The 19,209-nt window shown below is 32.3% G+C and carries 16 protein-coding genes; 9 read left to right on the top strand and 7 right to left on the bottom strand.

The features are described 5' to 3' along the window. The first annotated feature begins 2 nt into the window (after nt 1-2). The 3 genes from menD to menB are packed head-to-tail and all read left to right on the top strand — an operon-like array spanning nt 3 to nt 3,278. Entirely contained in the window at nt 3-1,682 is a 1,680-nt protein-coding gene (gene menD, locus LQ677_RS02370) for a 2-succinyl-5-enolpyruvyl-6-hydroxy-3-cyclohexene-1-carboxylic-acid synthase (protein WP_191836721.1), read from the top strand. Further along, nucleotides 1,663-2,484: a 2-succinyl-6-hydroxy-2,4-cyclohexadiene-1-carboxylate synthase gene (gene menH, locus LQ677_RS02365; RefSeq protein WP_191836720.1), complete on the top strand. Its 822-nt coding sequence runs from the start codon at nt 1,663-1,665 to the stop codon at nt 2,482-2,484. Before menD ends, menH begins: the two co-directional genes overlap by 20 nt. Next, the gene (gene menB, locus LQ677_RS02360) at nt 2,457-3,278 is read left to right on the top strand and encodes a 1,4-dihydroxy-2-naphthoyl-CoA synthase (protein ID WP_025905467.1); all 822 of its coding nucleotides are present in this window, start codon (nt 2,457-2,459) and stop codon (nt 3,276-3,278) included. The genes menH and menB overlap by 28 nt, the downstream gene beginning before the upstream one ends. A 301-nt stretch (nt 3,279-3,579) precedes the next feature. Here the strand turns inward: menB and LQ677_RS02355 are convergent, their stop codons facing one another. Beyond that, nucleotides 3,580-5,178, bottom strand: coding sequence for a M20/M25/M40 family metallo-hydrolase (locus LQ677_RS02355; RefSeq protein WP_191836719.1), 1,599 nt, complete (start codon nt 5,176-5,178; stop codon nt 3,580-3,582). Nucleotides 5,179-5,193: 15 nt separating this feature from the next. Continuing rightward, the gene (locus LQ677_RS02350; protein WP_191836718.1) at nt 5,194-6,351 is read right to left on the bottom strand and encodes an aminotransferase class I/II-fold pyridoxal phosphate-dependent enzyme; all 1,158 of its coding nucleotides are present in this window, start codon (nt 6,349-6,351) and stop codon (nt 5,194-5,196) included. A 126-nt stretch (nt 6,352-6,477) separates the two neighbouring features. On the opposite strand from LQ677_RS02350, the gene LQ677_RS02345 reads away from it, so the two are divergent. After that, complete coding sequence (locus LQ677_RS02345) at nt 6,478-7,014, top strand: hypothetical protein (RefSeq protein WP_025905464.1); 537 nt, start codon at nt 6,478-6,480, stop codon at nt 7,012-7,014. A 52-nt stretch (nt 7,015-7,066) separates the two neighbouring features. On the opposite strand, the gene LQ677_RS02340 is transcribed toward LQ677_RS02345, so the two are convergent. From LQ677_RS02340 to LQ677_RS02320, 5 genes are all read right to left on the bottom strand, one after another. Then, on the bottom strand, nt 7,067-8,068 hold the full coding sequence (locus tag LQ677_RS02340; RefSeq protein WP_196308043.1) for an acyltransferase family protein: 1,002 nt from the start codon (nt 8,066-8,068) through the stop codon (nt 7,067-7,069). A 147-nt stretch (nt 8,069-8,215) separates the two neighbouring features. After that, nucleotides 8,216-11,887 carry an N-acetylmuramoyl-L-alanine amidase gene (locus LQ677_RS02335; protein WP_275583243.1) on the bottom strand — a complete coding sequence of 1,224 codons (3,672 nt, stop codon included), beginning with the start codon at nt 11,885-11,887 and terminating at the stop codon, nt 8,216-8,218. Nucleotides 11,888-12,006: 119 nt separating this feature from the next. Beyond that, complete coding sequence (locus LQ677_RS02330; protein ID WP_037588927.1) at nt 12,007-12,429, bottom strand: GNAT family N-acetyltransferase; 423 nt, start codon at nt 12,427-12,429, stop codon at nt 12,007-12,009. A gap of 674 nt (nt 12,430-13,103) precedes the next feature. Further along, nucleotides 13,104-13,583, bottom strand: coding sequence for a DUF2538 family protein (locus LQ677_RS02325; RefSeq protein ID WP_025905460.1), 480 nt, complete (start codon nt 13,581-13,583; stop codon nt 13,104-13,106). Between the two features lie 18 nt (nt 13,584-13,601). Next, the gene (locus tag LQ677_RS02320) at nt 13,602-14,888 is read right to left on the bottom strand and encodes an LCP family protein (protein WP_191836715.1); all 1,287 of its coding nucleotides are present in this window, start codon (nt 14,886-14,888) and stop codon (nt 13,602-13,604) included. Between the two features lie 197 nt (nt 14,889-15,085). Here LQ677_RS02320 and LQ677_RS02315 point away from each other — a divergent pair, with 197 nt between their 5' ends. The 5 genes from LQ677_RS02315 to LQ677_RS02295 all read left to right on the top strand — a co-directional run bounded on the left by LQ677_RS02315 (nt 15,086) and on the right by LQ677_RS02295 (nt 19,137). Then, nucleotides 15,086-15,934: a WecB/TagA/CpsF family glycosyltransferase gene (locus tag LQ677_RS02315; RefSeq protein WP_025905458.1), complete on the top strand. Its 849-nt coding sequence runs from the start codon at nt 15,086-15,088 to the stop codon at nt 15,932-15,934. 84 nt (nt 15,935-16,018) lie between these two features. Next, on the top strand, nt 16,019-17,428 hold the full coding sequence (locus LQ677_RS02310; protein ID WP_239748064.1) for an AMP-binding protein: 1,410 nt from the start codon (nt 16,019-16,021) through the stop codon (nt 17,426-17,428). Beyond that, complete coding sequence (locus LQ677_RS02305) at nt 17,410-18,552, top strand: thiolase family protein (RefSeq protein ID WP_037588929.1); 1,143 nt, start codon at nt 17,410-17,412, stop codon at nt 18,550-18,552. Before LQ677_RS02310 ends, LQ677_RS02305 begins: the two co-directional genes overlap by 19 nt. Next, nucleotides 18,515-18,877, top strand: a complete 363-nt coding sequence (locus LQ677_RS02300; protein ID WP_239748063.1) for a hypothetical protein — start codon at nt 18,515-18,517, stop codon at nt 18,875-18,877. The genes LQ677_RS02305 and LQ677_RS02300 overlap by 38 nt, the downstream gene beginning before the upstream one ends. 8 nt (nt 18,878-18,885) lie before the next feature. Continuing rightward, on the top strand, nt 18,886-19,137 hold the full coding sequence (locus tag LQ677_RS02295; RefSeq protein ID WP_191836713.1) for a hypothetical protein: 252 nt from the start codon (nt 18,886-18,888) through the stop codon (nt 19,135-19,137). The last annotated feature ends 72 nt before the right edge of the window (nt 19,138-19,209 follow it).

Genomic DNA, 19,209 nt, shown 5'->3' with positions numbered 1-19,209 from the left:
AATTGAGTACACATACTGAAAGTCTCACTAAACAAGTATTTACATTTGTTTCTAAATTATATGAATATGGTGTCGATGATGTTGTTATAAGTCCTGGATCACGATCTACACCATTAGCGATAGCTTGTGAAAGACATCCACATTTAAAAACATGGGTTCATCCAGATGAAAGAAGCGCAGCATTTTTTGCACTTGGCATAATCAAAGCAAGTCAAAAGCCTGTCGCAATCATTTGTACTTCAGGAACAGCTGCATCAAATTATATGCCAGCAGTATCTGAAGCGTTTATTAGTCGATTACCACTTGTTGTTGTTACGAGTGATAGACCACATGAACTACGTAATGTTGGTGCACCTCAAGCAATCAATCAAGTAAATATGTTCCAAAACTTTACGAAGTTTCAATTTGATATGCCTATAGCTGATGACTCAGAGGGTACATTAAATGCAATTAATATGAATATGATTAATGCTGAGAAACATTTTGTTGGTCCACAAAGAGGTCCTGTACATTTTAATTTTCCATTTAGAGAGCCATTAATTCCTAATGTGAAATTAAGAAGATATTTGTCTTCTAAAAGAAAATTAGAAACAAAATATCAAAAATCGATTGATTTTACGAGTATACAAACATATATCGAAAAACCAAGAGGTGTCGTTATTGTAGGAGATACACAAGGTCAAGATTTATCTCAAATATTAACTTATTCAGCGATTCATAATATTCCTATATTAGCTGATCCATTAAGTAATTTAAGAAAATTAAATCATCCAAATGTGATTTCTACTTATGATGCATTATTCAAAGGTGGTTTAAGTATTGAACCACAATTTATTATTAGAGTGGGGCAACCAGTCGTTTCGAAACATTTAAACAATTGGTTAAAAGAAGTTAAATGTCCACAAATTCTTGTGCAAAATAATGATACACCTGATGCTTATCCTAAAGTACCAACGATTTCAGTGGAACTAAGTCCAAATGATTTCTTCAGACAAGCTCAAGATGTATCACCAACTCAAAACAAGAATTGGTTAGAAAAATGGTTAACAATGGACAAAGAAGCAAGTGCATTGATTGAAAAATATATCGAAGAAGAAACAGATGAAGGTGCTGCAGTTGGTAGTTTATTGAAAAAAATGACTTCTAAAGATACTGTATTTGTTGGTAATAGTATGCCGATAAGAGATGTCGATACATTTAATTTAAACTCAAAAGCTGAAATAGCAGCTAATAGAGGTGCAAATGGTATAGATGGTGTCGTGTCGACTGCACTTGGTATGTCTGTATATAAAAAAGTTACACTTATCATTGGTGATGTTTCATTCTTCCATGATATGAATGGCTTGATTATGAGTAAACTACATGATTTAGATATTACAATTGTGTGCTTAAACAATAATGGTGGGGGCATCTTCAATTACTTAGCACCAAAAGAAGAAGCACCTGAACATTTTGAGAAATTATTCGGTACGCCACTAGATTTAGATTTCCAACATGTTGCACATCTATATGAGTTAGGTTATGAAAAATTTGAAAGCGTTTCTGATTATAAGAAACAAACATTACCTCAATTCGGTTCTTATTTATACGAAATTCTAACGAATAGAGAAGAAAATACCGCAACACATAGACAACTTTTTGAACAAATGAAAGGTATCCAATATGTTAAATCACCGCGTTAAGTCGTTTGATGAACATAATCCGTCTATTATTTTATTACACGGCTTCATCAGTGATCATACATCATTTCATTTAGTTGAGCGTACGTTAAGTAAGCAAGGGTTAAATGTTATAACTATTGATTTACCCGGACATGGACATGATGAATCAAGTTATGATGAAATATGGTCAATGGATTTTATTGTCTCTAAGATTAAAGAAGTTATTGATTATTTAGAGCTTAAAAAGGTTTATTTGCATGGATATTCAATGGGTGGGCGTGTTGCGTTAAGCTTTGCTGTGCAATACCCAGAGTTATTAAACGGCTTGATTTTAGAAAGTGCTAGTCCAGGACTTAAAGATCCATCAGATAAACAGAATAGAATTGAAGTCGATCATAATAGAGCAGCGCGCATTCATGAAATTGGATTACCTCACTTTGTAGAGGAATGGTCTAAACTTCCATTATTTAATAGTCAGTCTATACTTTCTACTGAAGAAAGAGAACGTATTAAACAAATGAGACTTTCTCAAAATCCTAATGGATTAAGTAAAGCACTTAAAGATTATGGTACAGGTTCACAACCATCCAATTGGTATCATTTGAATACAATGACTGTGCCAACTTGTATTATCGTCGGTCAAAAAGATGAAAAGTTTATTCAAATAGGTAAACAAATGAACGAAAGTATAAAAAATAGTAAATTTTATATTGTTAATGATGCTGGGCACACAATTCATGTGGAACAACCCTCAAAATTTGATACAATAATAATAGAATTTATTTTAGGAGGCAAATTATGTCAAGACAATGGGAAACTATAAAAGAATATAAAGAAATTAAATATGAATTTTTCGAAGGTATTGCTAAAATTACAATCAACCGTCCAGAAGTACGTAATGCATTCACACCTTTAACAGTTCAAGAAATGATCGATGCTTTCTCTAGAGCTAGAGATGATGAAAGAGTAGGTTCTATCATCTTAACTGGTGAAGGCGACTTAGCATTCTGTTCAGGTGGAGACCAATCTGTTCGTGGACATGGTGGTTACGTTGGCGATGACCAAATTCCAAGATTAAATGTACTAGATTTACAACGTCTTATCCGTGTTATTCCTAAACCAGTAGTAGCTATGGTTAGAGGATATGCTATTGGTGGTGGACACGTACTACATATCGTATGTGACTTAACAATTGCCGCTGAAAATGCAAGATTTGGTCAAACTGGACCTAAAGTAGGTTCATTCGATGCTGGTTATGGTTCAGGCTATTTAGCAAGAATTGTTGGACATAAAAAAGCACGTGAAATTTGGTTCTTATGTCGTCAATACGATGCACAAGAAGCGATTGATATGGGTCTTGTTAATACAGTTGTACCATTAGATAAAATAGAAGATGAAACAGTTCAATGGTGTAAAGAAATGATGCAACATTCACCAACTGCATTACGTTTCTTAAAAGCTGCTATGAACGCTGACACTGATGGATTAGCTGGTTTACAACAATTCGCTGGTGATGCAACATTATTATATTACACTTCAGACGAAGCAAAAGAAGGAAGAGACGCTTTCAAAGAAAAACGTCAACCAGACTTCGATCAATTTCCTAAGTTTCCTTAATATTGATAGAAAAAATAAAAGGTTGAGGCATTTTATAATGTCTCAGCCTTTTTTATGGAAAAAATATCTGTATATGAAGTGTTCTATGTTGCTTGTTTGGGTAGTCTTGCAATATAGGAGCCTCTATGTTGCTTGTTTGATGTGTCTTGCAATATACAGAAGTTCTATGTTGCTTGTTTGATCAATCTAGCAATATTCAGCCCTCCAACATTGCATGTAACGCTTCACTTGCAATGTTCAGCACTATATTTCTGAAAATATGAAAAAGAGTCTAGAACATTTCTGTCCCAAACTCTCATTTTTATAATAAATGTTTTCTTATAACTTGCTCGATAATAGTAGGTATTTCTTCAAACGCACTTTTCATGTTGATACGTTCTGTTACTTGATGAGCATCTTTACCGATAGGTCCAATATTTATGACAGGTGCACTTATTTCTTGTATATCTTTAAATGGTATAAAGTATGATTGATTAAAGACAGGTGTTTGCTCAATATAGCTTTCAAATCCTAAATCGTCTTGTCTATATTTGGCATAACTCAGATCACTAATACCATTAAAGAAATATTGTCTTTTTGACACTCTATCAAACTGTTTTAAAGATGTTTCACTAACAGTTTGGACGATTTCATCAATAAATGGATCTTCAGAAGAGTGTGCAGCAGGATAATAAGGTGGTGCAAAGAATGTCACGACACTTGGTCCTAAACCTTTCAGCATATGCATAAATCGATCCGTAATTTCTATTGATTGTGCTCTTTCATCAGGAATTTCATGAACAATTTGTTCAATGATTTGATTAATTTTACTTTCACCATACTCTTTTATTGCAAGTGCTTTTAATTCTTTGAAAGTTAAGATATTAATGGATAACTTTTTATCAAAGCCCTCGGATTTTAATGTTTCTTGGTATGCTTTTTCACATGTATGAATGGCATCTTTTACTACGTCATTAAAAATTTTAAAAGCTTGTTCTGCATTTCTGTTAAATAAGAATACATTATATAATGAAACAGTTCTAAATGGTGTTTGAACGTCATAATGATCTTTAATATCTCTACTCATGAGAGAGACTGGAAGCGGCGTCGTTTCATCTTTATATGTTTCCTTAAACAAAGTACAGTATTCCATTTTGCTATTAATAAAGCTTTGTATATAGTTCGAACTAATACCATTCAATGGTTGTCCAACATGTGTTTCTTTACCATAGCATAATACTGAAGGCATGATTTTGCCTATTGTACCTGAATAAACATAATGATTTGGGTCATTTTCTGCTTGTGAAAAAGTAGGTTCACTGTTTAAATGTAAAGCTATATCTAAATGGTCTACTTTACGAATTTGATTGAGCTTTTGAACGGCAGCATGCATACCTTTAGACTCAACTTCTTCATCAGGTACTGAAACTACGATTATGTTAATATCCCATGATTCTTGGATTGCTTTTTCTATCAGAGACATATGTATCATAAGACCTGGTTTCATATCCATTGAACCACGTCCGAATAAATAATTTTGTGTTTGGATATCTTTTTTAGCATCAGGCGTTAAGTATTTCATATCTTGTCGAAATTTCTCTGTAATTTTATCCATATCAAAAGCATCATCTTTATATTCGCTATAATCATCGATACCGACCGTGTCAAAATGACTTATACAAACGAGTGTTTTTTTTGATTGTGGTGCTTTGTAATATGCAAGAACTGCATGACGACCATCCCCAGTCGGTTGCAGCATAACTTGATCAGCATTACGCTTAAAATAATCTAACTTTAAGTATTGATCCCTTAAAAAGTAAGGAAAAGTCTTTTCTCCTTCTGAATGTGTTATAGATTGATGTCTGACCAAGCTTTTAAGTAAATCGCTTCTATCTTCAAACGTTTGCCATAATAAATTCATTGTGTTCCAGCCCCTTTAAAATAGTTCTTGAATCATTCTTTCTAATCTATTCAGTCCTTCTTCAAGTGCTTTTAAATTGTAAGCATATGAAATTCTAATATAGCCTTTGCCAATATGGGTGAAAGCTGAACCAGGTACAATCGCGACGTGGTAATCTTCAAGTGCTTTCATACAGAATTCATAATCATCCATTCCGAAATGTGATATTTGCGGAAAAATATAAAATGCACCTTGAGGTTTTTCATTTAATTTAAAGCCGATTTCAATTAATCGCTTGTATACATAATCTCTGCGTTCTATGTACGCTTTATTCATTTCTTTAGGTGAATCAATTGCATTTGTTAATGCTTCAATTGCAGCATATTGGCTCGGTACATTTGCACAGATACAATTATAGGCATGTACAAATGTTAATTGTTTCATAACATATTGTGGTCCTAATAAAAAGCCAATTCTAAGTCCAGTCATTGAATGAGACTTACTTAAGCCACCTAGTAAAATACATTGATCTTTGATTGCGTCATATGAAGCGAAAGATGTATGGGTTTGATTAAATGTATTCTCAGCATAAATCTCATCGCTGACTATATAAATAGGGTAGTCTTTAAATACATCAACAAGTGCTTCTACTTCTTGTTGATTCAGCGTAATACCAGTAGGGTTATTAGGATAATTCAGCAAGATAGCTTTCGTCTTATCAGTAATATGAGATTTAACTAATTCAGGTGTTATTTTAAGGCCAGTTTGGGTAGTATCTATGTATATAGGTTTAGCGCCTAACAATTCGATAAGGGGGACATACCCAGCATATACTGGTGAAGGAATTAATACTTCATCGCCATGTTCAAGAATCCCTCTTAATGTCGTGTCTAACGCTTCGCTTGCACCATTAGTGATGAGGATTTCATCCGTTTCAAATGAAGCATTGAAGCGATTTTTATAATATTGTGCAACGATTTTTCTCAATTCTGGTAAACCAGCATTATGAGAATAAGATGTAAAGTTATGATCAATTGCATCTTTCATTGCATCTTTAACACTTGTTGGTACAGGAAAGTCAGGTTGACCAACTGTTAAGTTAATCACATCATCAATTTCAGGTATACGGTTAGATATCGCTCTAATTCCAGACACTTGAAGTTGAGATGCAAATTTATTTAATGGTAATTGCATTTTTTTCACCTCTTCAAAACGATAGTTTAATTATAACTTTAAAAAGCATACAAATAAATGAATATAGCAAAAATTTAGAAAACGTATTACAATAAGGGAAACATTACAATAATAGGGGATGTTTATATGGTGAATTTAGCTAATATGAATCAACGATTAAAGTTACTACTATCTTTAAATATTTTTGATTGGTTACCACATCCAACGTTTGTATTGATACAAAATAATGATGAACAATGGATGGTTTCATTTGAAGAAGATTCAATACATATTTGTAGAGCAGAAGCTCAATTACCACATTTTCATCGATATTATTTCGGGCAAGATAATCGACTTATTAAGAATGCGCAATTCCATATTAAATTTAAAGTGAAAGAAGAACTATCATTAGACGAAAGAAAATTTGTTTCTGATTTTATGCAACCAACGTCTAAAAAAGAGAATCCAATATTATTTATTCAGTCAGATACACCGTATACGCAAGAGTGGGTAGATTATTTAACATACTTATTAAGTGCGAGCTATGAAGTATTAGAAAATCTTTATAATAACAATCATGAGTTAGCGCCCATTACACATAAACATGTACAAATACCTGCTTATTTATTAAATAGTGAAGATAAATTTATAGGAACGATATCGTATGCAACATTAATTAGATAAACAAAAAAGCCAATCCTTAAGTTATGTACTCAAAGGATTGGCTTTTCTATATTTATTTTTTCTTTTTTGGTGGCTTTTTAATGTTAACAACGGGACTTGCGTAATGTCTTACAAGATCGCTACTAAAGAAGTAGACAATAGCAATTGTTATAAGAATGATTGCAACCCAAACATAAGGTTGGTCTAATAACATTTGATCCCATTCTTTTGAACGGAATAGACCTACGAAAAGTCCGTGTAGTAAATAAATAAACATTGTTCTTGAACCAATATAAGTTAATGGTAATTTACGTTCTGGTATTAAGTTTAAGAAACTAAATGTTGAAACGAAAATGACCACATATATAAATAATCTTTTTAATGCACTATAAACGTCTACATCGCCTTCAAGTGCAGAGTATGGTTTACTACCAAATAACCATTCAAAGTTATAATCAGTTAGTAAATAAGCAATGAAAATAACAATTAAACTAATGGAAGATAACCAAATATGTTTTTTATTTCTTAAAATTAATGACTGTTCTTTATTGATGTAATAGCCTAATAGGAAAATTGGGAAGAATACAAATGTTCTTGATAGACTAAGTTTTGCATTAATAAAGTCAAAGTAACCAACAACTAAACCTAATAATATTGCTACTGTAAATGTGATATATGGATTGAAGTTTCTCACAAAGTGCAAAATAATATGCCATGAGAATAAACTTACTAAGAACCACATTGCCCATTGTGGATCGAAGGGACTAATATTTAATGTATCGTCTCTATCAATATAGTAGTAATATAAACCATAAAATAATTGGAATATTAAATAGGGTAGTAACAGTTTGATTGTAATTTTTTTTATGTAACCTGGTTTTCCTACACCTTTAGCAAAGAATCCTGATATCAGTACGAATGCTGGCATATGGAAACTATAAATAAACATATATAGTGCTTTGAAAATATGACTTTCATTAACATAAGATCTTGTTAAATGACCGAATACAACTAACACAATTAAGAAAAATCGTGCGTTATCAAAATAATGGTCTCTTTCTTTTTCGTTTGCCATGAAAAGTGCTCCCCTAAAACGATAATCTACAAATTGCTTGAAATGTAGATTATAAATTAAATTTTTCAAAAGTACAAATAATTTTATTTCGTTAATACTATAAAATCAAACCAATGCCTTTTAAAGGCATTGGTTTTTACTTTAATATTATGCTTTATATTGGTCAACATCGTAATATTGACCGTCTGTTTGAATCTGTTGATAGAAGTCGCTAATTCGTTTTGCATTAGACTTAGCGAAGTCTATGCCTGTTGCGTATTGATGAACGCCAGGATTTTGTGGATTAAATCTCATTTTATAAAGTGTGTTTTGTCCTGATTTAATGTAATTATTAGCTATAAATTGAGCACCACCTAGGATTGCTTTTTCAGGTGTGTTCCATCCAGCTTGTTGTGCATATTTAATACCGCCGTATAATGCATTTTTATCAATAGCGCCAACACCAAACACATTATAATATTTTGTTTGTGCATTTAAATCAACATTACCATTTTGGTCAATTGCTCCACCGTTAGCTAAATCACTTGTACCGTTACCAGTTTCTAATAATGCATGTGAAATTAAATAAATTTCATTAATACCTACTGCTTTTGCAGCTTGGCTAAAAGCACTACCTTGATTTTCAAGAATTCCTTTTCCACGTAACAAGTCATTTAGTTTAGTTACTGAAATATTTTGAGATTTGTTTAAGTCTAAAAATTGATATTTTTGAACTGGATCGTTTACATACTTACTTGTATCCATTGCATCTTTAACTTCAGCTCTAGTAGCATTTCTAATACCACTTGCTAATACTTTTTTAGGTTCAGAACCATTTCTTAATGCCATTTGAATATCAACAGCTTGATCTAACGTGTATGGGCTAGTTGAAATATTTGTTGATTCTGTAGCGAGTTGTAAATACTTAGCGTTAATCCATACAGTTTTACCATTTAATAAACCTTTATACCATAATTCATTACCAACTTTTTGAGATGAAATCACTTTAAAGTATGAATATTGATAGTTTTGTAATGAACCGAGTAATGTCTTTTTAGATACTGAAGGTTCACTATAGAAGTATCCACTGTTATCAAAAATTAAGTAGTTTTGATAATTCTCTTTTAAGACAATAAGTTGATTGTTAACAGCACTTGATTTTATAGCATTAGTCTTTTTAGGTTGAGCAACAGTTGGTTTATTAACAACTTTTGGTTGTGTTGTTGCTTTTTGCAATTGAACGTCTTTAGCGTTAACCCATCCTAATGGAATAGCATTATTATCTTGAAGTAGATAATATGTTTGATTGTTATAAGTTGATTGTTTACCAATCTTGAATGTTTTTCCTGCTTTGTTGATGGCAGGTACAGTTTTTTGATCATATACAGAAGTATATACACCAGAAATATTTTTATTAACTTTACCTAAATAGTTAACACGAACCGTTTTAGCAACTGCGTTTGCCTTTGTTGTCTTAGAAGCAACAGGTTTCGGAGTTGCTTTAGGTTTCACAGTGTTAGAAGCAACAGGTTTAGAAGTTGCTTTAGGTTTCGCAGTGTTAGAAGCAACAGGTTTCGGAGTTGCTTTAGGTTTCGCAGTGTTAGAAGCAACAGGTTTCGGAGTTGCCTTAGGTTTTACAGTATTAGAAGCAACAGGTTTAGAAGTTGCTTTAGGTTTCGCAGTGTTAGAAGCAACAGGTTTAGGAGTTGCTTTAGGTTTCGCTGTGTTAGAAGCAAGAGGTTTCGGAGTTGCTTTAGGTTTTACATTCTTAGAAGCAACAGGTTTAGGAGTTGCTTTAGTATTATTTTGCAGTTGAATATCACTAGATTTCACCCAACCTAAAGGTGTACCGTTATTATCTTGTAATAAATAATATACTTGGTTGTTATAGTTAGATTGTTTACCGATATTAAATGTTTTACCTACTTTGTTAGCAGCTGATTTTGTTTTAGTATCATAAACTGAACTATAGACACCTGATGCATTTGTATTAACTTTACCTTTATAGTTAACAACTACTGTTTTAGCAGGACTCGCTACAGGAGTAGTCGTTTTAGGTTTAGAAACTACAGGTGTAGAAGTCTTAGGTTTAGACGTTACAGGAGTAGTCGTTTTAGGCTTAGAAACTACAGGCGTAGAAGTCTTAGGTTTAGACGTTACAGGTGTAGTAGGTTTTGGCTTAGAAACTACAGGCGTAGTAGGTTGAGTTGCGCTACCTGTTTTATATAAATATTTTTCTCTCACTAAATCTACAAGCTCATTGAAAGTATAATTATTTTCTGCAAACCAACCATATGGATCACTATGATCTGTGCCGCCTAAATATCTTGAAACGGCATCATGAGACCATAAAGTACCAGTACCATCATTTTCAGCACTATCAAATGGTAAGCCATAATATGATAAGTTTGTTGCGATATAATCTGCATAATTGTTAATAGAGCGAGCAAAACGATCTCCGCCATAAACACGAACTAATTCAACATGTATAAATCGTTCATTTGCGACACCACCAGCACCCCAAGCTAAGTAATCAGTTGGCGCAACTTCAATAATATTATTATCATCTACAAAGGCATGTACAAAAGCACTTTCGTAGTTGTTTTTCATATATGCAATTTCACCTTGAATTGTTGAATTAGGATTTGCAGTTTCATGTGCAATAATTCCTTCAGGTTTACCAACACCATTACGATATGGAATTTTAGGAATATGACTTGAAAAATCTTCAACATATGTCGGCACTGTATAATTATTATTTCTAATTTGACTATTAATTGATGAACTTACTGTAGGACTATAAGAACTAGTAGTAGCTACTGCTTTTTTAACAACAGGCGCACTACTTACAGATCTAAATGCAAAAGTACTAACTCGTGGTTGAACACTAGCAGTTTCTAATTGAACTTTGTCATTTTGAGTACTATTAGCCGCTTCAGTATTTTGAACATCATTAGTAGAAGTAGGTTGAGCTGTATCCTCAGCAACCTCTTCGTTATTTGTAACTTCAGAGTTATCTTCAGTAGAAGCTACATCAGTTTTTTGCTCTTCCTCGTTAGAAGTAGGCTGAACTGAGTCATCAGAAACGTCTTCGTTGTTTGAAACTTCAGCATTATCTTCAGTAGGAGCTACTACAGTGTCTTGGTCTTCATTGTTAGAAGTAGGTTGAGTTGAATCCTCAGCAATCTCTTCGTTATTTGTAACTTCAGCATTATCTTCGGTAGAAGCTACTACAGTGTCTTGGTCTTCATTGTTAGAAGTAGGTTGAGTTGAATCTTCAGAAACTTCTTGGTTGTTCGCAACTTCAGTATTACCTTCAGTAGGAGCTACATCAGAATTTTGCTCTTCTTCATTAGAAGTAGGTTGAACTGAGTCATCAGAAACGTCTTCGTTGTTAGTGATTTCAGTATTATCTTCAATAGAAGCTACATCAGAGTTTTGTTTTTCTTCGTTAGAAGTATTTTGAACTGAGTCATCAGAAACGTCTTCGTTGTTAGTGATTTCAGTATTATCTTCAGTAGAAGCTACATCAGAATTTTGCTCTTCTTCATTAGAAGTAGGTTGTACTGTTGCATCAGCTGTATTTTCCACTTCTTGTTTTGGTTCATCAATGATAGAAGGATCTTTATATTCTTTCGTACCTGAAACGTTTAAAGATTGGCTTTTTAATTCTTTTTGTTCATCTTGAATTTGACTAGCATTATCGTGTTGTTCAATGATGTTTTTATTTTCTTTGTTTGTTGTTTGTTCTTCTGCATTAACTTGATGTGTTACAAGCGTAGTACCTGCTAATGTCATTGCTACAAGTGCGGGGGTTTTGTAATAGAATTTTTTATCCATAAACAATCTCCTTTTGTATAGGTATTTATTTATAAACAGTATAAGGCTTTTTAATATTAAAAGATGAACTTTTTATGAAATGTAATGTAACTTTAATATTTGAGATATTAATAATTTATCTAAAATGTTAGTTTCATAAAATAGTGAGGAATGTTTTCTTCTAAGAATTCTTCGCCTTCAGTTTTATAACCTAATTTTTCATAGAAACCTTTAGCGTGAGATTGTCCATTAAGTACAGTACCCTTGTATCCATCTTCACTAGCTTTTTCGTTAATAAAATTCATTACATCTTTGCCATAACCAAATTTTCTATAAGGTTTTAAAACAGCAACTCTTTCTACTTTCGCATATCCATCTTTATAATTTCTAAAACGACCTACCGCAGCTGGTTTATCATCGTGATATAGAACAACATGCTTAGAAACATTTTCAAATTCATCTATCTCTGCATCTATAGAAACACCTTGTTCCTCAACGAAGACAGTTTTTCTAATATTTAATCCATCTTGTATATCTTTTTCGCTTTCTGCTATTTTAATCATCATGATACCTCCATTGTATTGATTCAATTTATTATACATTATGATTATTCTAATTGATGTAGTAAATAAAAAACTCAATAAATAACAAATATTTTGTAAAAAGAACTTGTATTTATCAAGACTACCCAAACAAGATAAATAGAAGCGTTGTATTTATCAAGACTGCCCAAACAAGATAAATATGGACGCTGTATTTATCAAGACTGCCCAAACAAGATAAATATGGACGCTGTATTTATCAAGATTGACTAAACAAGATAAATAGAGGCATTGTATTTATCAAGACTGAGCAAACAAGATAAATAGGGACGTTGTATTTATCAAGATTGCCCAAACAAGATAAATAGAAGCGCTGTATTTATCAAGATTGTCTAAACAAGATAAATAGAGGCGTTGTATTTATCAAGACTGAGCAAACAAGATAAATAAACATCACCAATATTGCAAGACGAGGCTGACTAGCAACATAGAGCCGCCGAATGTTGCAAGACTACTCAAACTAGCAACATAGAAGCCCCGAATATTGCAAGACTACTCAAACTAGCAACATAGATCACTCGTATATTGCAAGACAATCCAATCTAGCAACATTCACACTATATTTTCACAATAAGTCCATCTTATTTCTGTCCACACAAAAAAGCTGAACCACTTTATACGGTTCAGCTTTTAATTTATATCGTTTGTACTGCTTGTCTTCTAACGATTGCGGTATATTGCCAAAATAATCTTAATTGGTGAATGCTCCAATTTGTCATACCCATTGTATATCCGCTTGGTGTAAATATTTGAATTTGGCTTGTTTCTAGTGCTGCTGCTACTAGATATTGTAAATGAACACTTAATGATTTCATTTCTTCTGTTAAGCCTGTTTCTGTATATACCCATGAAAAAGGTAGGGGGTTATCAAAGATATTGATAACATTAAAGATTTCTGGGATGGCAATGATGTAACAAGCGCCATCTACAATTGGATCGTTGTTTGCTTGATTATAGTATAGTAATAACGCTTCATAATTCTCATGATGTTCGTGATTAACATAGTACAAATTTTGTCTGAAGTGAGACAAATCTCCAGAATGAATGATTTGATTTTCAAGTGCATCAAACATTGTATTGATTTGTTCATATTTTTCATATGTTTTACGTTGAATCATAATTTGCCTCCTTTCCTAGTAAACTTCTGGACCAGGTTGTTGAGCGCTTAGATCTGGTGCTTGACCACTTTGATCTGGTGTTGGTTGTTGTGGTACTTCTTGTGATGGTACTTCTTCTGTAGGTGTTTGTTGTACAGGTTGTTCTACAGGCTGTTCGGATGGTTGCTCAGACGGTTGTTCAGTCTGCTGCTCTGTTGTTTCTTCAGTATCAGGTTCTATAGCTGGTTCAACTGTTTCAGCTGAATCGTTGTCACCTGATGTGTTTCCGCTCTTTAGACTTTTCTTAGATACTTCGATATAAGGTGTTAAATCACCATACGCTTGAATCATAAGATAATTCATCAATTCTGTTTTCTTAGTTTTAGGTAAGTTTAAGTCTTTTCTAAGTTTATTAGAAAGTTCTAATAAATTATCTAAGTCAGGATTGAAGAAGTAAACACCATTGAAATTAGCATCAGTTCCTGTAATTTGTTCTGTTTTGATTTTTACTTTACTTGATGAATAAGTCGTTGCTAAGTTTTGAATATCTTCAAATGTGAAATTGTGTTTCGCATTTTTACCAACGATTTTAACTAAGTCATCTAATTTATTAATAGAATTTGTTTCTTGAGCTTTTTTGATAATGGCTTTAATCATTTCCATTTGACGTTTACCACGCTCTAAATCTGAATCTTGTTTTCTTGAACGAACAACTGCAAGTGCTTCGTCACCAGATAAATTACGTTTACCTTTTTTAACTTTAATACGTCCTTTATCTTCTGTGTTAGGCTCGTTTAAATCAAATGGTACATCATATTCAATACCACCAAGCTCATCTACAACTTCAACAAAAGCTTCCATATTAATTCTTGCATAGTAATCTACTGGAACGTTTAAAGTACTTTCAACACTTTCCATTGAACCTTCTGGCCCATCTATTGCATGAGCGTGCGTGATTTTATCATAATATTTTACGGCTGGTATATAACTTAATGTATCACGTGGAATACTAACCATACGTATTTGCTTTTTATCTCTATTAAATGTTGTATAAATCATAGCATCCGTACGAGATTGGTTAGCTTTTTGACCACCTTCACGTCTTGATGTACTATCATCTACACCTAAAAATAATACCGACACATGATCTAAACTAGGATCTACTGGCTTATCTCTTAAAGATGATTTGCTTTTTTTAGAATCAAGAAATGAATCATTAATCGCACCTTTAGTTTCAAGATAAAGCATGAGTCCAAATACTACGGGTAGAATCATGAGTACTATTGACATCAAAAGTAAACCTATTTTTGCAAATCTTTTCATATTATATATTTACCCTTCTATTCGTATTGTGTTTTGAAATATCTATTTTTGCATATTATACATCATATATGATTATACAAGTAAAATTCAACAATTTAAATGAATTATGTGTACTACTTATCAAATATAGAATGTAAATTTGTTGTAAAATTTATGGAAATGGTGTAAATTATAGTGAAGAATGAGAGGTGAGACAAATGGCAAAAGTACTAGAAAAAGATTTAAATAGTATAAGTGAACAAATAGAGTTAAACAGAGAGAATTCGTATGACGTGATTAAGCCTCCAACCGTTAATGTTCTAGGTTTGCCATTTGCAAACCTGACGGCAAATGAAATGGTAGAACGCATTAAGTATTTTGTAAATCAGGAAACGAAAGACAATTTATTTATTGTAACAGCTAATCCTGAAATTGCACATTATGCTTATAGCAATAATCACTATCAACGACGTATTAAACATGCAGATTACATTGTACCAGATGGTATTGGTATTGTTAAAGCAGCTAAATATTTAAATACGCCATTAAAAGAACGTGTTCCGGGAATAGAGTTAATGGAAGAAATGTTGAATATTGCTAACGCAAGTAGTAAGAGAGTATTCTTATTAGGTTCTTCTAAAGAAGGCGTTAAAGCAACTCGCAAAATTTTAGAAGAACAATATCCAAATATTACGTTTGATCATAAACATGGCTATAAACATGTATTAGATTATAAAGTAACTAAGAAAATCAAGAAATTTAATCCAGACTTTATTTTTGCGGCAATGGGTTTTCCTAAACAAGAAGATTGGATTTATTATAACCGTCATCACTTTGAGCATACAGTAATGATGGGGGTAGGCGGCTCATTTGATGTCATAAGCGGAAATGTTAAACGTGCACCAAAAATGTTTATTAAACTTAATTTAGAGTGGTTATATAGAATTATAACTGATTTAAAACGTGTGAATAGAGCACTTAAAATTCCACTGTTTTTAAAAGAAGTTCAATTCCAAAAATCATGTACACCTAAAAAGAATAAATATGATTATATGAAGAATAGATAATTTAGAAACATCTTAATGTTGAAATTTAACATTAAGGTGTTTTTTTATGAAGAATTTTATCTATTCAATTGTTAACTAAATGATATGATAAAGGTAACAATAAAAGTAGGTGGTATGATCATGCAAGTACTGGAACTTATAAATCAACAATTAAATACAAAAGCAGATAAAATTGCCATGTATATTGATGAGATGCATTTATCTTATAACGATTTATTGATAGAATCTGAAAAAATTGCCACAACGTTAAAACAATATCCAAAACATATCATGATTGGTATTTCAATGAAAAATCCACTTCAGTTTATAAAATGGTATATTGCAGCTTTAAAGTGTGAACTTATACCGTGCGTCCTAGATCCTTATATAGCTGAAGAGAAAAAGTATGAATTATTAAGGTTATATCATATTCCGTTATTAGTAGATGACAGCAATAAGGTAACATATCGACAAATAGAAAATAATACGGTATTACCTCAAGATATCTTACATATTGGATTTACTTCTGGGACGACAGGTATTCCTAAAGCATATATGAGGAATCATCAATCTTGGATTCAATCATTTAAATATAATGAAGACTTACTCAATGGTCATACAGACATTATTATAGCACCTGGACCACATGCACATTCTTTAACACTATACGCTATGATTTATGCATTATGTACAGGTAGAACATTTATTGGCCAAAAGAAATTTAATACGCAAATACTAGATAAATTAATCAATATATTTAGTAAAAATCAAACGATGTTTATTGTGCCTACAATGCTATATAGTTTATTGAATCATAACGTTCATTTAATGAATGTTTCGAGCATTTTTTCATCAGGTGCAAAATTATCTACACAAATATTTGAAAAATTTAAATATAAGTATCCTGATATTGATTTAATTGAATTCTTTGGAAGCTCTGAAGCGAGCTTTATTAGTTACAATATTAATGGACAAGCAGATTCAGAATCTGTAGGTAAACTATTTCCTTCTGTACAAGTTCAAATTAAAGACAAAGATGAAAATAATATAGGCAGGTTATATGTCAAAAGTGACATGACATTTAGTGGTTATTTGAATGAAGAAGTCCACGATGAGTGGATTAAAATAGGCGATTGGGCATCAATTTCTGCAGACCAAGAACTACGCTTATATGGACGAGAAAGTGACCGTTTAATTATTGGTGGTAAAAACGTATATCCAGAGATTATTGAGCAAAAATTATTAAATCTAGATATTGTTGATGAGGCAATTATTATAAGTAAGCAACATAATAAATTTGGAGAAATAGCAATTCTATTATATAAAGGTAAAGATCATTTGCAATATATAAGCATGAAAGAGTATTTGTTAGCGTGTGGGTTAAGTCGTTATGAAATACCATCTCGAATGATACGAGTTAAACAGATGAAATATACTTCTAGTGGAAAGATAGCGAGATATAAGATGAAATCTATTTATGAGATAGGAGGAAAAGCATGGGACCAGTTATTGTAGCTGCAAAACGAACGCCATTCGGTAAATATGGCGGCATTTTTAAACAGTTAGAACCCGAATTACTCTTGAAACCTTTATATGAATATTTGTTATCTGATCATGCTGAGGCACTTGAACATTTAAGTGAGGTTGTTTTAGGAAACGTAGTAGGTAATGGAGGTAATATCGCAAGAAAGTCTTTGCTAGAAGCAGGTTTGCCGGTTGATATTCCTGGTGTCACAATAGATAGACAATGTGGTGCTGGATTAGAAGCGGTCACTTATGCTTGTAGAATGATCCAAGCAGGTGCTGGTGAAGTTTATATTGCTGGTGGTGTTGAAAGTACAAGTCGAGCACCTTGGAAAATCAAAAGACCACAATCAGTTTATGACGCACCAGAATTTTTTGAGCGTGCTTCATTTGCGCCTGATGGAGAAGACCCTTCAATGATTGAAGCGGCTGAAAATGTTGCGCAAGTATATCAAATCTCTAGAGAAAGCCAGGACGAATTTGCATACAATAGTCATCAAAAGACAATAAAAGCTATGGAAAAAGGTTATTTATCAAATGAAATTTATCCGATTAAAGTAGGGAATGAATGGATCCAACATGATGAAGGTGTTAAACCTAAATTAACTTTAAGAACGTTATCACGTTTAAAACCACTTATTAAAGATGGGACTGTAACAGTAGGTAATAGTTGCATGAAAAATGACGGTGGGGTATTACTTTTAATTATGAGTAAAGAAAAGGCGGCTGCTTTAGGTTATCGCGAAGGACTGGAATTTATCGATAGTTCTGTAAAAGGTGTAGATCCTAGATTACTAGGTATAGGTCCAGTACCTGCTGTTGAAAGTTTATTAAAGAAATCACATTTAACAATGAACGATATTGACGGTGTTGAATTTAATGAAGCATTTAGTTCTCAAGTTCTTGCTTCAAAAGATATGTTAAATATTCCAGACGATAAATTTAATTTGTATGGTGGCGCATTAGCTATTGGACATCCATATGGAGCTAGTGGTGCTAGCCTCGTTACGCGTTTATATCATATGAAAGAAATTGAGACATCGATAGCAACAATGGGAATAGGAGGCGGCATGGGACATGCAACATTATTTAGAAGATGGAATCGAAATAATTGACGTCTTTTTCAACAAAGAAGATGTTGAAGCATATAAAAAAATACTTCCTATAAAAAAGAATAACTGCGCTGTGCCAGTATTGTATTTAGCAAGTATATGGCCGGAATTTTCAATGTTTGAGCGTTTTTTAGAAAAAGAGATTTACTTAAAAGAAACATCAGTTGAACAGTATAAAGCAATAGATGTTGATACAATTTATAAAGCAGAATTAAAAAATGAGAAAATAAAAAAAGTAAAGTCGTTTACGATTTACGAATTTAGTTTGACGATTACAAGTGGAGATAACATATACACTCGACTCAAGCAAACATTCGTTGGAAAGTGAGGTATAGTATGAAATTGGATATTAGTCTTGTTAACAAATATTTAACTATTATTCATGATTCAAATCCAATCCATCAAGAAATTGTACCCGGCCAACTTGTATGTGAATGGTTGTTAGAAGATGTTGAGTGGCAACATTATACTGTGAGATACAAAAATCCAATTTATATAGATGAAACATTAGAAAAAGTACTTCAAGATAATAAGATTAAATGTATCAATCAACAAGGGATGGTAAAGATTATTGTTGAAAAGCAATAAATTAAATGTAAGATTTATCCAACAAAAGTTTAGTTATAAAAAGACTATATAATTATTTTACAATTAATTTAA

The sequence above is a fragment of the Mammaliicoccus sp. Q-M61 genome, from assembly GCF_022386055.1.
GTDB lineage: Bacteria > Bacillota > Bacilli > Staphylococcales > Staphylococcaceae > Mammaliicoccus > Mammaliicoccus sciuri_A.
The sequence above is the reverse complement of the archived record's forward strand: the minus strand, read 5'-3'. Positions and strand labels throughout refer to the sequence as shown.

What these genes read in the sequence shown, in the direction of transcription:
- menH (WP_191836720.1), top strand. Translation starts at nt 1,663, where the DNA reads ATGTTAAATCACCGCGTTAAGTCGTTTGATGAACATAATCCGTCTATT.
- LQ677_RS02355 (WP_191836719.1), bottom strand. Translation starts at nt 5,178, where the DNA reads ATGAATTTATTATGGCAAACGTTTGAAGATAGAAGCGATTTACTTAAA.
- LQ677_RS02350 (WP_191836718.1), bottom strand. Translation starts at nt 6,351, where the DNA reads ATGCAATTACCATTAAATAAATTTGCATCTCAACTTCAAGTGTCTGGA.
- LQ677_RS02345 (WP_025905464.1), top strand. Translation starts at nt 6,478, where the DNA reads ATGGTGAATTTAGCTAATATGAATCAACGATTAAAGTTACTACTATCT.
- LQ677_RS02340 (WP_196308043.1), bottom strand. Translation starts at nt 8,068, where the DNA reads ATGGCAAACGAAAAAGAAAGAGACCATTATTTTGATAACGCACGATTT.
- LQ677_RS02335 (WP_275583243.1), bottom strand. Translation starts at nt 11,887, where the DNA reads ATGGATAAAAAATTCTATTACAAAACCCCCGCACTTGTAGCAATGACA.
- LQ677_RS02330 (WP_037588927.1), bottom strand. Translation starts at nt 12,429, where the DNA reads ATGATTAAAATAGCAGAAAGCGAAAAAGATATACAAGATGGATTAAAT.
- LQ677_RS02320 (WP_191836715.1), bottom strand. Translation starts at nt 14,888, where the DNA reads ATGAAAAGATTTGCAAAAATAGGTTTACTTTTGATGTCAATAGTACTC.
- LQ677_RS02315 (WP_025905458.1), top strand. Translation starts at nt 15,086, where the DNA reads ATGGCAAAAGTACTAGAAAAAGATTTAAATAGTATAAGTGAACAAATA.
- LQ677_RS02310 (WP_239748064.1), top strand. Translation starts at nt 16,019, where the DNA reads ATGATAAAGGTAACAATAAAAGTAGGTGGTATGATCATGCAAGTACTG.
- LQ677_RS02305 (WP_037588929.1), top strand. Translation starts at nt 17,410, where the DNA reads ATGGGACCAGTTATTGTAGCTGCAAAACGAACGCCATTCGGTAAATAT.
- LQ677_RS02300 (WP_239748063.1), top strand. Translation starts at nt 18,515, where the DNA reads ATGCAACATTATTTAGAAGATGGAATCGAAATAATTGACGTCTTTTTC.
- LQ677_RS02295 (WP_191836713.1), top strand. Translation starts at nt 18,886, where the DNA reads ATGAAATTGGATATTAGTCTTGTTAACAAATATTTAACTATTATTCAT.